Source organism: Sphingomonas sp. (assembly GCF_017304615.1).
In the GTDB taxonomy this organism is placed as follows: domain Bacteria; phylum Pseudomonadota; class Alphaproteobacteria; order Sphingomonadales; family Sphingomonadaceae; genus Sphingomonas.
In genome coordinates this window covers 349,968-363,304 of record NZ_JAFKLZ010000002.1, presented here as the reverse complement: position 1 = coordinate 363,304, position 13,337 = coordinate 349,968, and the positions used below count along the sequence as shown (strand labels likewise).

The 13,337-nt window shown below is 65.3% G+C and carries 11 protein-coding genes; 7 read left to right on the top strand and 4 right to left on the bottom strand.

Annotation, left to right across the window (positions count from 1 at the left end; all coding sequences use genetic code 11):
- The 3 genes from rpoN to J0J06_RS10020 are packed head-to-tail and all read left to right on the top strand — an operon-like array spanning position 1 to position 3,361.
- The gene (gene rpoN / locus J0J06_RS10030) at positions 1-1,494 is read left to right on the top strand and encodes an RNA polymerase factor sigma-54 (protein ID WP_294041548.1); all 1,494 of its coding nucleotides are present in this window, start codon (positions 1-3) and stop codon (positions 1,492-1,494) included.
- Positions 1,491-3,062, top strand: a complete 1,572-nt coding sequence (locus J0J06_RS10025) for a sulfotransferase (protein ID WP_294041546.1) — start codon at positions 1,491-1,493, stop codon at positions 3,060-3,062. The genes rpoN and J0J06_RS10025 overlap by 4 nt, the downstream gene beginning before the upstream one ends.
- Complete coding sequence (locus tag J0J06_RS10020; RefSeq protein ID WP_294041544.1) at positions 3,059-3,361, top strand: putative quinol monooxygenase; 303 nt, start codon at positions 3,059-3,061, stop codon at positions 3,359-3,361. The genes J0J06_RS10025 and J0J06_RS10020 overlap by 4 nt, the downstream gene beginning before the upstream one ends.
- A gap of 3 nt (positions 3,362-3,364) precedes the next feature.
- Here the strand turns inward: J0J06_RS10020 and J0J06_RS10015 are convergent, their stop codons facing one another.
- Both J0J06_RS10015 and J0J06_RS10010 read right to left on the bottom strand, forming a co-directional pair.
- Positions 3,365-3,841: a hypothetical protein gene (locus tag J0J06_RS10015; RefSeq protein WP_294041542.1), complete on the bottom strand. Its 477-nt coding sequence runs from the start codon at positions 3,839-3,841 to the stop codon at positions 3,365-3,367.
- Positions 3,842-3,947: 106 nt separating this feature from the next.
- Positions 3,948-4,946 carry a ligase-associated DNA damage response exonuclease gene (locus tag J0J06_RS10010; RefSeq protein ID WP_294041540.1) on the bottom strand — a complete coding sequence of 333 codons (999 nt, stop codon included), beginning with the start codon at positions 4,944-4,946 and terminating at the stop codon, positions 3,948-3,950.
- A 35-nt stretch (positions 4,947-4,981) separates the two neighbouring features.
- On the opposite strand from J0J06_RS10010, the gene J0J06_RS10005 reads away from it, so the two are divergent.
- From J0J06_RS10005 to J0J06_RS09990, 4 genes are all read left to right on the top strand, one after another.
- Positions 4,982-7,390, top strand: a complete 2,409-nt coding sequence (locus J0J06_RS10005) for a ligase-associated DNA damage response DEXH box helicase (RefSeq protein WP_294041538.1) — start codon at positions 4,982-4,984, stop codon at positions 7,388-7,390.
- 148 nt (positions 7,391-7,538) lie between these two features.
- Positions 7,539-8,423, top strand: a complete 885-nt coding sequence (locus J0J06_RS10000; protein ID WP_294041536.1) for a retropepsin-like aspartic protease — start codon at positions 7,539-7,541, stop codon at positions 8,421-8,423.
- Positions 8,423-9,370 (top strand): retropepsin-like aspartic protease, encoded by a 948-nt coding sequence (locus J0J06_RS09995; protein ID WP_294041534.1) that lies wholly within the window; start codon positions 8,423-8,425, stop codon positions 9,368-9,370. The genes J0J06_RS10000 and J0J06_RS09995 overlap by 1 nt, the downstream gene beginning before the upstream one ends.
- Positions 9,371-9,433: 63 nt before the next feature.
- A complete protein-coding gene (locus tag J0J06_RS09990) occupies positions 9,434-10,840 on the top strand; it encodes a M20/M25/M40 family metallo-hydrolase (protein ID WP_294041532.1) in 1,407 nt (468 codons plus the stop codon).
- Between the two features lie 124 nt (positions 10,841-10,964).
- Here J0J06_RS09990 and J0J06_RS09985 read toward each other — a convergent pair whose 3' ends face one another.
- Positions 10,965-11,312, bottom strand: coding sequence for a hypothetical protein (locus tag J0J06_RS09985; protein WP_294041530.1), 348 nt, complete (start codon positions 11,310-11,312; stop codon positions 10,965-10,967).
- 16 nt (positions 11,313-11,328) lie between these two features.
- Positions 11,329-13,260, bottom strand: a complete 1,932-nt coding sequence (locus tag J0J06_RS09980; RefSeq protein WP_294041528.1) for a potassium transporter Kup — start codon at positions 13,258-13,260, stop codon at positions 11,329-11,331.
- Positions 13,261-13,337: the final 77 nt, after the last annotated feature.

Genomic DNA, 13,337 nt, shown 5'->3' with positions numbered 1-13,337 from the left:
ATGTCTCTCGCGCCTCGCCTCGACCTGCGGCAGTCGCAATCGCTGGTGATGACGCCGCAGTTGCAGCAGGCGATCCGCCTGCTCGCGCTGTCGAACCTGGAGGTCGAGACCTTCATCGCCGAGGAAATCGAGCGCAATCCGTTGCTCGAAAGCGCAGTGCTCGACGATGACGGCCCAGTAATCGAACGCGAGGCGCCTGTCGCGGCGGGCGACGAACCGGCCAGCGCCGATTCGCTAGTGATGGGGGAGGGCGGCGGTGAGGCTGCGCTCGACGTCGATTTCGCGACGGAAAGCTTCCACCACGATTCGCCGTCCGATCAGGTTGGGATGGATGGGTCGCTGGGAATGAACGGGGGGTCGGGCGGGATGCCCGAGGATGGTCCCGACCTTGATGCGTTCGCCGACACGTCGCTCAGCCTCGCGGATCATTTGCTTCAACAGGCGGGAGAGGTGCTGAGCGGGCGTAGTCTGTTTGTAGCGCAGCACCTGATCGATCTGATCGACGAGGCGGGGTATTTGGCCACGCCACTGCTCGACGTGGCCAACCGGCTCGGCGCGCCTTTGGTCGAGGTGGAGGAGGTGCTGGGCGTCATCCAGACCTTCGACCCGACCGGCGTCGGCGCGCGTGACCTCGCCGAATGCCTGGCGCTGCAGGCGAAGGAGGCCGACCGCTACGATCCGTGCATGGCGCGCTTGATCGACAATCTCGACCTCGTCGCACGCGGCGACCTCGCGCGGCTTAGGCGGTTGTGCGATGTCGATGACGAAGATCTGGCGGACATGATCCGCGAGCTCCGCAACTACGATCCCAAGCCCGGCTGCAAGTTTGGCGGTGAGGCGATGCATGCGGTGACGCCGGACCTGTTCGTCGCACAACGCAAATCGGGCTGGGCGATCGAGATCAATGCCGCGACCCTGCCACGCCTGTTGGTCAATCGTTCCTACTATGTCGAATTGTCGGCGGGGCCGCAGGACAAGGCGTCGAAGGCGTGGCTGTCGGACATGCTCGCCAGCGCCAACTGGCTGGTCAAGGCGCTCGATCAGCGCCAGCGCACGATCATTAAGGTCGCGAGCGAGATCGTGAAGCAGCAGGAGGCGTTCTTCCTCCACGGTGTCGCGCATCTCAAACCCATGACGCTGAAGCAGGTCGCCGATGCGATCGAGATGCACGAATCGACCGTGAGCCGGGTGACGTCGAACAAGTATCTGAGCTGCGCCCGCGGGCTGTTCGAACTCAAATATTTCTTCACCTCGGCGATCCAGTCGGTCGATGGCGGCGACGCGGTGTCGGCGGAAGCAGTCAAGTCGGCGATCCGCGCGTTGATCATGGCCGAGGACCCCAAGGCGATCCTGTCCGACGACACGCTGGTCGACATGCTCAACGCCAAGGGCTTCGGCATCGCGCGGCGCACCGTCGCCAAATATCGCGAGGCGATGGGGATCGGCAGCTCGGTCCAGCGCCGCCGGCAAAAGGCGCTGGAGGGCGTGGGTTGAGCGAGTCCGGCGCGGCGACGCTCGCCCGGGCCGCCGCCGCGTTCGAGGCAAACGACTTGCCGGGGGCGGAACGGTTGGTCCGCGAGCGATTGCAGCAGGCGCCGGAGGATGTCGCGGCGCTGCGCCTGCTCGCGGCGATCGCGGCGCGGAGCGGGCATGACGCGCCAGCCGAGCAACTCCTCCGGCGCGCGCTGGCGATGGCCCCTGACTTCACGCTGGCACGGCAGGATTTGGCGCGATTGCTTTACCGGTTGCATCGTTATGCTGAGGCGTTGCCCGAGTTCGACCGGCTGATCGCCGCCGATCCCAATCATCTGGGCGCGCGCAACCTAAAGGCGTCGATCCTCGATCGCACCGGCGAGCATGAGGCCGCGATCGCGCTTTACCACGAGTTGCTGGCGGAGGAGCCGGGCCGCGCCCGGGTGTGGATGACGATGGGGCATGTGTTCAAGGCACTCGGGCGGATCGACGAAGCGATTGACGCGTATCGGCAAAGCATCGCCGCCGAGCCGGGGCTGGGGGAGAGCTGGTGGGGCCTCGCCAACCTCAAGACGTTCCGGTTCACCGCCGAGGACCTCGCGGCGATCGACGGGTTGCTGGCGAGCGCAAAAGTGTCGACCGACGACCGCCTCCATCTCGGCTTTGCCCTCGGCAAAGCGCGCGAGGATCTGGGCGACGATGCTGCCGCGTTCGCCGCTTATGCCGAGGGCAACCACTTGCGCCGCTCCGCCGTGCCGCACGATCCCGCGATGCTGCCAAGCTTGACCGCGCGGTCGGCTGCGACCTTCACCTCCGACCTGATCGCGCGCCATATCGGCGTCGGCGATCCGGCCGCCGACCCGATCTTCATTGTCGGTTTGCCGCGCTCGGGATCGACGCTGGTCGAGCAGATTCTCGCGAGCCATCCCGCGATCGAAGCAACGATGGAGCTGCCCGATTTGCCCCGGCTAGCGGGCATGATCCCCAACTATCCCGGCGGGTTGGCGAGCCTGACCGCCGCCGACTTGCGCCAGATCGGCGCGCGCTACCTTGCGACCACGCGGATTCAGCGCAAGACTGATCGTCCGTTCTTTGTCGACAAGCTGCCCGCCAATTTCCTGTTCGCTGGACTGATCTGTCTCATCCTCCCCAATGCGAAGATTGTCGATGTCCGGCGTCATCCGCTCGGCTGCGGCGTGTCGCTGTTCCGGCAGCATTTCGCGACCGGCCATGCCTTCGCCTACGACCTTGCCGAGATCGGGCGTTATTATGCCGATTACGTGAAGCTGATGGCACTGTGGGACGAACGCTTCCCCGGCGCGGTGCACCGGCTGGTCTATGATGATCTGGTCGCGGATGCGGAAGGGGAGGTGCGGCGGTTGCTCGGCTATCTCGGACTGCCGTTCGATCCGGCGTGTCTGCGCTTCCACGAGACCGCGCGCGCGGTGCGGACCCCCAGTGCGGAGCAAGTCCGCCGCCCGCTCAACATGGATGGGCTGGACCAGTGGCGGCGCTATGCGCCATGGCTTGGTCCGCTCGAAGCGGCGCTAGGTGACACGCTGGAGAACTGGCGAGGGGAAAAGGCATGATCATCGTCACGGGCAGCGTCACGGCGAAACCGGGCAGTTTCGAAGCGCTGCTCGAGGCGAGCCTCGCGCACGTCCACCGATCGCGCACCGAGGACGGCTGTATCAGCCACGCGGTGCGGATCGACAGCGAGGATCCGATGAAACTCGTTTTCTTCGAGGAATGGCGCGACATGGCGGCGCTTCAGGCGCATTTCGTCACGCCGGGCATCGCCGACCTGCTGGCCGCGTTCCGGGAACATTCATGCGCGAGCGAGAAGATCACGGCGTACGAAGCGACGAAGCTCCCGCCGATCGGCTGAGTGCTAGATTTTGGGTTGAGTCGTCGCTTTCAACTCGCGCCCGAAGTCGGTCAGCGCCTTCTCGTCGAAATATTTGTCGACCCGGTCCATACTTTTCACGACCGACTCGTCCCCCATCAATCCCTGCATCGCAATCTGCCCGAGCACGCCGAAACTCGCCTGCATCGCGCTCGGCCCGTCATTCTTGATCGCCGCTGCGGCTTCGGTCCGGCAGTCCTTGGTGACCAGCCGGGTAAAGATCGCCGCCGTCTCCCGCGCCAGCGATTCGCGCTGTTCGTCGTTCACCTTGGTCAAGTCCTTGACCCCGTCCGCGGCGGCGATCGCGGTGAATATCCATCGGACCAGCGCCAGCTTGTCCGCCTCGCTGGTCTTTGTGACCAGGCAACGGCTGAGATCGTCCGTGAACACGCTCGCCTGGGCGGGGGGTGCCACAATGCCCGTGGCGGTTATGCAGACAGCGGCGACAGCGATGCGCAACATGGATTCCCCGTTCGAGCCAGACGCGACGATCGTCGCCGCGGGGCGTGGTCAATGCAAGTCCTTGATCGAACTGTCGGATCGCAAATTTCGTATCGATGACGACGGGTCAGTCGTCCTCGTCCTCATACCCGACCAACGCCAACACGCGCGCCTTGATCTGCCGCGTCATGCACCAGTGGATCAACGCCTCCTCGCGGCCGTGCGTGACCCACACTTCCTGCGGCGCGATCTCGGTCAGCGTTTCGGTGAGTTCGTCCCAGTCGGCATGGTCCGACAGGATGAGGGGCAGCTCGACCAGCTTCTGCCGGGCGCGCTGGCGGACGCGCATCCAGCCCGATGCCATGGCGGTAATCGGGTCGGGCAGGCGGCGCGACCATCGGTCGTTGAGCGCAGAGGGCGGGCACATCACGATGCGGCCCTGCAATTCCGCCTTGGGTACCCCGGTCGCTGGGCGCAGTTCACCGAGACCCACGCCGAGTTCGACATAGAGATCGCACAGCCGCTGCAGCGCGCCGTGGAGGTAGATCGGATCGTCGAACCCCATGTCGCGCAGCTCGCGGATCACGCGCTGCGCCTTGCCGAGCGCATAGGCGCCGACCAGCACGCACCGTTCCGGATTGGCACGAAGTGTGGCGAGAAGTTTGTCCATCTCGTCGTGCGTGTCGGGGTGGCGGAATACGGGCAGGCCGAAGGTGGCCTCCGTTACGAAGACGTCGCACTTGACCGGCTCGAACCGCGCGCATGTGGGGTCGGGGCGGCGCTTGTAATCGCCCGACACGACGATCGTCTCGCCGCGATGCTTGAGCACGATCTGCGCCGAGCCGAGCACATGGCCGGCGGGGACGAACTCGACCTCGACCCCGCCCATGTCGAGCTTTTCGCCATATTCTACCGCTTGGCCGGCCTGTGGGCCGTAGCGCGTTTCCATGATCGCCAGCGTCTCGGGGGTCGCCCACACCGCCTGATGACCGCCGCGCGCATGGTCGGCATGGCCGTGCGTCACCAGCGCGCGCGCGCTCGGTACCGACGGGTCGATCCACGCGTCGGCGGGCTTCACGTAGATGCCGTGGGGCTTGGGATCGATCCAGTCGCCGAGTTTCGCCATGCATCCTATATGGTCGGGATGCGCTTGAGTTCCCAGTGACCGAACTTCCCGAAATTCTTGCCGAATGGTTCGCCAACCGCGGATGGCGGCCGCGGCGGCATCAGCTCGAGATGCTGGACGCGGCACGGGACGAGCATCATGCGCTGCTGGTCGCGACGACCGGGGCGGGGAAGACGCTGGCGGGGTTCCTGCCGACGCTGACCGAACTGATCGAGGCGCCGCACGACGGCCTGCACACGCTCTACGTCTCGCCGCTCAAGGCGCTGGCGGTTGACGTGCAGCGCAACCTCCTGACCCCGATCGAGGAGATGGGGCTCGACATCCGCGTCGAGACGCGCACCGGCGACACGCCGAGCGACCGCAAGGCGCGGCAACGGGTGAAGCCGCCCAACATCCTGCTGACCACGCCCGAATCGCTGTCGCTGCTGCTCAGCTATCCCGACAGTTTCAAGATGTTCGCAGGGCTGCGCACGATCGTGGTCGACGAGGTCCACGCCTTCGCGACCGGCAAGCGCGGCGACCTGCTCAGTCTATGCATGGCGCGGCTGCAGCGGATCGCGCCCAATCTGCGCCGCGTCGCGCTGTCGGCGACGGTCGCCGATCCCGACGGCTATCGCGCCTGGCTCGCGCCGGATGGCGACATCGATACGGTCGATCTTGTGCTCGGCGAACGCGGGGCGGACCCCAACCTCTCGATCGTCCTGCCACAGGGCCGAGTGCCCTGGGCGGGGCATTCGGGGCGCTATGCCGCCGAGCAAGTGATGGCGGAGATCGAGACGCACCGCACGACGCTCGTCTTCTGCAACACGCGCAGCCTGGCCGAACTGATCTTCCAGGACCTGTGGAAGGTTAACACGATGTCGCTGCCGATCGGGGTGCATCACGGCAGCCTGGCGCGTGAGGCGCGGCGCAAGGTGGAACAGGCGATGGCGGATGGGCGGCTGCGCGCTTTGGTCGCGACCGCCAGCCTCGACCTCGGCGTCGATTGGGGTGACGTCGATTGCGTGATCCAGATGGGCGCGCCCAAGGGATCGTCGCGGCTGCTCCAGCGCGTCGGGCGCGCCAACCACCGGCTCGACGAATCGTCGGAAGCGATCATCGTCCCCGGCAACCGGTTCGAATATCTGGAAGCGCGGGCCGCGATCGACGCGGTCGAGGAGGGCGCGCTCGACGAGGACGTGTTCCGGCTGGGCGCGCTCGACGTGCTGGCGCAACACGTCATGGCGTGCGCCTGTGCCGCGCCGTTCGGGCAGGACGACCTTCTCGACGAGATACGGTCGGCCTTGCCCTTTTCGGCACTGTCGGCGGAAATGTTCGGCCGCGTGCTGGGGTTCATCCGCGACGGCGGGTACGCGCTCAAGGCGTACGATCGGTTCAAGCGGCTGACGCAGGATGCGGACGGCACCTGGCGCGTCAGCCACCCGAAGTTCGTCACGCAGCATCGACTCAACGCCGGGATCATCGTCGAGGCGACGATGCTGAACGTGCGGTTCAAGAACGGGCGGTTGCTGGGCAAGGTCGAGGAGGGGTTCGCGGCAACCCTGTCGAACGGCGACACCTTCTTCTTCGCCGGGATCAGCTGCGAAGTGATCCGCATCGACACCGAGGACCTTCTGGTCCGCGCCTCGGCCAAGCCGGCGCGCATCCCGACCTATGGCGGCGCGCGGATGCCGCTGTCGACCAACCTCGCCGATCGCGTCCGCCACTTCCTCGCCGAACCCGAACAATGGGCGCGCTTCCCCGACGACGTGCGCGAGTGGCTGGAGGTGCAGTCGTACCGTTCGACCCTGCCCGACCCTGGCCAGTTGCTGGTCGAGACCTTCCCGCGCGAAGGGCGCAACTACATGGTCGCCTACAGCTTCGAAGGGTGGAACGCGCATCAGTCGCTCGGCATGCTGCTGACGCGGCGGATGGAAACGCAGGGGCTGCGCCCGCTTGGCTTCGTCGCGAACGATTACGCCATCGCTACCTATTCGCTCGATCCCGTGACGGACCCGGCCAGCCTGTTCTCGGCCGACATTCTGGAACACGAATTCGTCGACTGGGTAAAACAGAGCCACTTGCTCAAGCGCGCGTTCCGCGAAGTCGCGGTGATCGGCGGGCTGGTCGAGCGCCAGCATCCGGGCAAGCGCAAGACCGGCAAGCAAGTCACCTTCTCGACCGACCTGATCTATGACGTGCTGCAGAAATACGAGCCGACGCATCTGCTGCTGCAGGCGGCGTGGGACGATGCGCGGGCGAAGATGACCGATGTCGGGCGGCTCGCGCATCTGCTGGACCGTGCCGCCGACACGATGGTGCATGTCGATCTCGAACGCGTATCGCCGCTCGCCGTGCCGGTGCTGACCCTGATCGGCCGCGAGCGAGTCGCAACCGGGACGGTGGACGATGCATTGCTGATCGAAGCGGAGACGCTGGCGCAGGAGGCGATGCGGCTGGATTAGCGACTGTATTATCCGCTTGGTACATGCCCCGAACAGGCATACACTCCTCGTCGCGATGTGCAGGTGGAGGATCTGTATCGCGGTCGCGGCAAGCGCAACGGCGTTGCCGTTATTCGCGGAGGGCGGTCAACCGCAGAAGGATGCCGGCTTGCCAGCGGGCACGGTCCAGCCAGTGCCCGCACCGGCCGAGACGATCGGTGTCGGCGAGCTGACCAATCGTATGACTGTTCAGGTCCAGATCGACGGAAAGGGACCGTACCCGTTCATCGTCGATACCGGTGCCGAGCGCTCGGTCGTATCGAACGAACTTGCCAGCACGCTCGGACTCGATGCGGGAGATCGCGCGCGACTATTCGATTTCACTGGATCAAGCACGGTCAACACGGTCAGGGTGCCGATGCTGTCGGCCGGCTCGCTGAGTACCACCGACATGCAGGCGCCGTCGCTGGCGGAGGCAAATCTCGGCGCGCCAGGTATGCTGGGGATCGATGCACTGCAAGGCCATAAAGTGGTGATCGACTTCGACCGCAAGCGCATGACGCTGGTTCCGGCCAAAAAACATCCCAAAGGCGAGATACTGGTCGGCGCAGAGCCGCGATTGGGCCAGCTTATCGTGACGCGAGCCGAGTTTAACGGCCAGCCGATCGCCGTCATCATCGATACCGGATCGTGGGTGAGCGTTGGCAATAAGGCGATGCTGGCGCTCGCGAAGCGAAAGCCGCGCATGCTAGGACCAATTTCGGTCAAGTCGGTCACCGGCCGCACGTTTAACGCTGACTATGTCGCGGTTAGCGACCTGCATGTCGGCGACGTGCGGTTCGACAATTTCGGCCTATCGTTCGCCGACATGCCGCCGTTCGAGCGATTCGGGTTGAAAGACAAGCCGGCGCTGATCCTGGGCATGAGTTCGCTCAAGATGTTCCGCCGGGTCGAGATCGATTTCGTCAACCGAGAGATCGCCTTCACACTGCCAAAACCCAAGATCGACTTTCTCAACGCGTGCCGCGGCGTTTCCGCGTGTAAGCGCTATTGATGGCGCGATTCGCACTCCTGGCGTTGATGAGCGCCGCGATCGCGGTCCCGCTGCTTGCGCAGAATGCCAAATTGCCGCAGCCGCCGCCTGCCGACCCCGCGCTGGCGCTGCCGGAAACACTGGGGATCGGATACGAACAGAGCAACCGGATGACCGTGCCGGTGTCGATCGGCGCGAGTGGGCCGTACAGGTTCATTATCGATACCGGCGCCGAGCGGAGCGTTGTGTCGAACGAACTCGCCAGCACCCTCAACCTCGCCGCCGGGCGGCGGGTCAAGGTCACAACCATGGCGGGGCAGAGCGAACTCCGCACCTTCCTGTTGCCCGCGCTTCAGGTCAGCCTGGTCAAGCCCGATACGCTGGAGGCGCCCGCCGTGTCCGCCGCCGATCTCGGCGCGCCCGGGATGCTGGGGATCGACGCGCTCAAGGGCCATGCCGTCGCGATCGACTTCGACCGCAACGTGATGGAGGTGCGCCCGGCGACGAAACGCCGTGTGGCCGCGGGCCCGGACGACGTCGTGATCCGCGCGAAGAACCTCTACGGCCAGCTTATCGTCACGAACGCTTCGTACAGGGGCCGACGGATCTCCGTCGTGATCGATACCGGATCACCGGTCACGATCGGCAATCTTGCGATGCTGAAGCGTGTCCGCACGGAAAAGTCGCTGGGCCAGATCGGCTTGATCGCGGTCACCGGCCAGTGGTTACACGCGGACTATCGCGTGATCGATTCGCTGGAAATAGCCAAGGTCGGGTTTCACAGCATCCCGATTGCGTTCGCGGACGCGCTGCCCTTCAAACGCTTCGGGCTGACCGATACGCCGGCGCTAATGCTCGGCATGGACACGCTCAAACTGTTCCGCCGCGTCCAGATCGATTTCGCCAATCGTGAGATCCGGCTGACCCTGCCCAAGGATGCGATCGTCGACCGGGGGCGGTTCGAATAGCGTTGCCAGGGCGGCGGATTGCCGCTTTATTCACCATTACCATAACATCGGCAGGGGGCGGACATGCGCGCATTGGGGTGGGTCGTCGCGGCGGCGCTGATCGGACAATCGATGGGCGGCGCGGTGGCGCAGACCCGCCCGGATCAGCAGGCGTTCTTCGGCCTGTACAAGGAGCTGGTCGAAACCAACACGGTGGTCGATGTTGGCAGCTGCACCCAGGCCGCGGCGCAGATCGCTGCGCGGCTGAAGGCGGCGGGCTATGCCGATGCCGACATCGTCCAGTTCTCGACGCCGGAGCATCCCAGGGACGGCGGCATCGTCGCGGTGCTGAAGGGCAGCGACGCGAAGGCCAAGCCGATGCTGCTGCTCGGCCATATCGACGTCGTCGCGGCGAACCGCGCCGACTGGGCGCGCGACCCGTTCAAGCTGATCGAGGAAGGCGGCTATTATTACGGCCGCGGCACCGTCGACGACAAGGCGATGGCGGCGATCTGGGCCGACGCGATGATTCGGTTCAAGCAGACCGGCTACAAGCCGAAGCGCACGATCAAGATGGCGCTGACTTGCGGCGAGGAGACGACCTACGCGTTCAACGGGGCGGAGTGGCTGGCCAAGAACAAGCCCGACCTGATCGCTGCCGAATTCGCCCTCAACGAGGGTGGTGGCGGGCGTTACAACGCCAAGGGTGAGCGCGAACTGCTGGCGATTCAGGTCGGAGAGAAGGCGGCGCAGAACTTCACCTTCACCACCACCAATCCCGGCGGTCACAGCTCGCAACCGGTGCCGGACAACGCGATCTACGAGCTGGCCGACGCGATCAAGCGTGTCCAGGGCTACGAATTCCCGGTCAAGTTCACCGACACGACGCGCGCCTTTTTCGGCATGGTGGCGAAAGCGCCGACCACGCCAAAGCCGATGGCCGATGCGATCACCGCGTTGCTCGCCAACCCCAATGACGTGGCGGCGGACAGGATCGTCAGCATGGACAAGGCGATGCACTCGACGCTGCGCACGACCTGCGTCGCGACTTTGCTCAAGGCGGGCCACGCCGAAAACGCTCTGCCACAGGCGGCGACGGCGAATATCAATTGCCGCATCTTTCCCGGTGAAAGCGTCGACGGCACGCTCGCGAAATTGAAGGAACTCGCCGGGCCGAAGGTCACGGTCAGCGCCAACCAGCCAATCCGCCCGATTGGCATCCCGCCGAAGCTCGATCCCAAGATCACTGGGCCGATGACGACGTTGGCGGCGAAATATTTCCCCGGCGTGCCGCTGCTGCCGACCATGTCGACCGGCGCGACGGACGGTATCTTCCTGGAAGCGATCGGCATCCCGGTCTATGGCGCGCCGGGCGTGTTCGTCGACAGCGATCTTAGCGGGATACACGGACTCAACGAGCGAATCCGGGTGGAATCGCTCTACGCAGGACGCGATTATCTCTACGACCTCGTAAAGGCCTACGCCGGCTGACACGCCGCCATTTTCGGTTTGGGAAAGTGCCGTGCTCCGGCGCAGGCGGGAGCGTTGGAAATCGAAGGCTGCATTCGCCTGCTCCGGCCTGTGCCGGAGCAGGCGCACACGCCTATGCGGCGGTTCAAGGCTTCGCGGGGGTGTTCACCGCCTTGGCGCCGTTGGTCAGGTCCATCGCCGCCGCCTGATATTCGCGTTCGCAGCGCGCGCCCTCGATCGGGGCGTTGATGTTCGATCGCTTCGCCTCGGCCGTCGCCGCCGCGAGCAGCTTGCCGAAATCGGCGGACGGATTGCGCGCGCGAATCTTGCCGACGAAATACATCGTGCCAAGCTTCGCCTGAGCCTCCTGCGTAGGATTTCCGCGCGACCCGAAATAGCCGAACAGGAACACGCACCGCGTGTCCGACAGATCGACGGGCGATGGCGCCGGCGTTGCCGCCTGCATCAGCAAGAAGGGCAATATACTCAGCACGACTAACTCCTCGCGATCACACAGTAACTTGCTCGCCCAGCTCCAGCACCTTGCCCGGCGGGATTCGCAGGAAGTCGGTCGGGTCGCTGGCGTTCCTTTGCAGGAACATGAAGATGCGATCCTGCCATAGCGGCATGCCGACGTCCGCATCGGCCTTCAGCGTGTTGCGGCCAATGAAATAGCTCGCCTTCATCGGATCGAGGTCGATCGTCCCCGCCTTCGCCGCCGCCGCCAGATCGTGCGGCACGTCGGGGCTTTCCATGAAGCCGTAGCGCAGCACGACGACGCTGAAATTATCGTCGAGCCGCTTGATGTCACACCGCTCGGCCGGATCGACATAGGGCATGTCGCTGGTCTTGACCGTCGCGATCAGGTTGGTCGCGTGGAGCACCTTGTTGTGCTTGAGGTTGTGGAGCAGCGCGCCGGGAGCGGCGGTCGGCGTGCCGGTCATGAAGATAGCGGTGCCCTCGACTCGTTCGGGCGGGCGGCGGGCCAGCGCGGCGGCGAGGTCGGCGAGCGGCACGCTCTGGCGCTGTTCGAACGTGCGCACGATCGACTTGCCGCGCACCCAGGTGAAGATCGTGAAGCCGATCGCAGCGGCGATCGCCAAGGGCACCCAGCCCCCCTCGATCACGCGCAGGCTGTTCGCGCCGAAGAAGATCAGGTCGAGGCTGAGGAACGGCAGGATCAGCGCCAGCGCCCAGGGCCGCGACCAGCGCCAGTTATGCCGCACCACGATATAGGCCAGGCACGTGGTGACCACCATCGTGCCGGTTACGGCGATGCCGTACGCCGCCGCCATCGCCGATGACGTGCGGAACTGGATCACCAGCACTAGCACGCCGACCAGAAGCAGCCAGTTGATCGACGGCAGGTAGATCTGCCCGGCATAATCCGCCGATGTGTTGCGCACGCGCAATCGCGGCAGGAAGCCGAGCTGCACGGCTTGCTGAGTCAGAGAGTAGGCACCGGTGATGACCGCCTGGCTGGCGATGACCGTCGCGATCATCGCGAGCACGATCAACGCCGGGCGAACCGCGTCCGGCGCCATCAGGAAGAACCAGTCGGCGTTGACGAAGGGCTGGTTCGCCGCCTCGAGCGCCTCCAGTTTGTTGAGCGCATAGGCGCCCTGGCCGAGATAGTTGAGGACCAAAGCCGGACCCGCGAGCGCGAACCAGGCGAGCCGGATCGGGACGAGACCGAAATGGCCCATGTCGGCGGTCAGTGCCTCCGCCCCGGTCACCGTCAGGAACACCGCGCCCAGCACGAACAACCCGAGCGTGCCGTGGGTGAGGAGGAAATGCACCGCCTCCCACGGATTGAACGCCCACAGGATCCCCGGCTCGTCGGCGATGTGCCACAGCCCTAGCCCGCCGATCACGACGAACCACAGGATGCAGACCGGGCCGAACAGCTTGGACACGCGTGCGGTGCCGCGGGCCTGGATCAGGAACAGCCCGATCAGAATGACTATCGTGATCAGGATGATTTGCGTCTCGTTGATCGCATCGGCCGCGCCCGGCAGCGTGCGCAGACCCTCGACCGCCGACAGCACCGACAGGGCGGGAGTGATCATCGCGTCCCCGTAGAACAGGGCCGCACCAGTCGCGCCGAGCACGATCGCGGTCCGCGACCGCCACCCGAGTGCGCGCCGCGCCAGTGCCGCCAGCGCCAGCACGCCGCCTTCGCCGTTATTGTCCGCGCGCATCAGAAAGGTGACGTATTTGACCGACACGATGAGAAACAACGACCAGATGGCGAGGCTCAGCACACCGAAAATCTCGTCCGCGACGAGCCCGTCCGACGCGGCCTGGCCCAACGCCTCGCGAAACGCGTAGAGCGGGCTGGTACCGATGTCGCCGAATACGACGCCGATCGCGCCGATACTGAGCGCGATGAGCGCGGATTTGGGGAGCGTGGTCGTCTTGTGCGAAGACATGGAGGACATGGCCTACCGGAATGGACGGCGCGCTTTACGCCTGTTTGTGTGGCGATCAAGCGCTATCTGCCGCGGTGCAGCAGGTG

What these genes read in the sequence shown, in the direction of transcription:
- rpoN (WP_294041548.1), top strand. Translation starts at nt 1, where the DNA reads ATGTCTCTCGCGCCTCGCCTCGACCTGCGGCAGTCGCAATCGCTGGTG.
- J0J06_RS10020 (WP_294041544.1), top strand. Translation starts at nt 3,059, where the DNA reads ATGATCATCGTCACGGGCAGCGTCACGGCGAAACCGGGCAGTTTCGAA.
- J0J06_RS10015 (WP_294041542.1), bottom strand. Translation starts at nt 3,841, where the DNA reads ATGTTGCGCATCGCTGTCGCCGCTGTCTGCATAACCGCCACGGGCATT.
- J0J06_RS10010 (WP_294041540.1), bottom strand. Translation starts at nt 4,946, where the DNA reads ATGGCGAAACTCGGCGACTGGATCGATCCCAAGCCCCACGGCATCTAC.
- J0J06_RS09995 (WP_294041534.1), top strand. Translation starts at nt 8,423, where the DNA reads ATGGCGCGATTCGCACTCCTGGCGTTGATGAGCGCCGCGATCGCGGTC.
- J0J06_RS09990 (WP_294041532.1), top strand. Translation starts at nt 9,434, where the DNA reads ATGCGCGCATTGGGGTGGGTCGTCGCGGCGGCGCTGATCGGACAATCG.
- J0J06_RS09980 (WP_294041528.1), bottom strand. Translation starts at nt 13,260, where the DNA reads ATGTCCTCCATGTCTTCGCACAAGACGACCACGCTCCCCAAATCCGCG.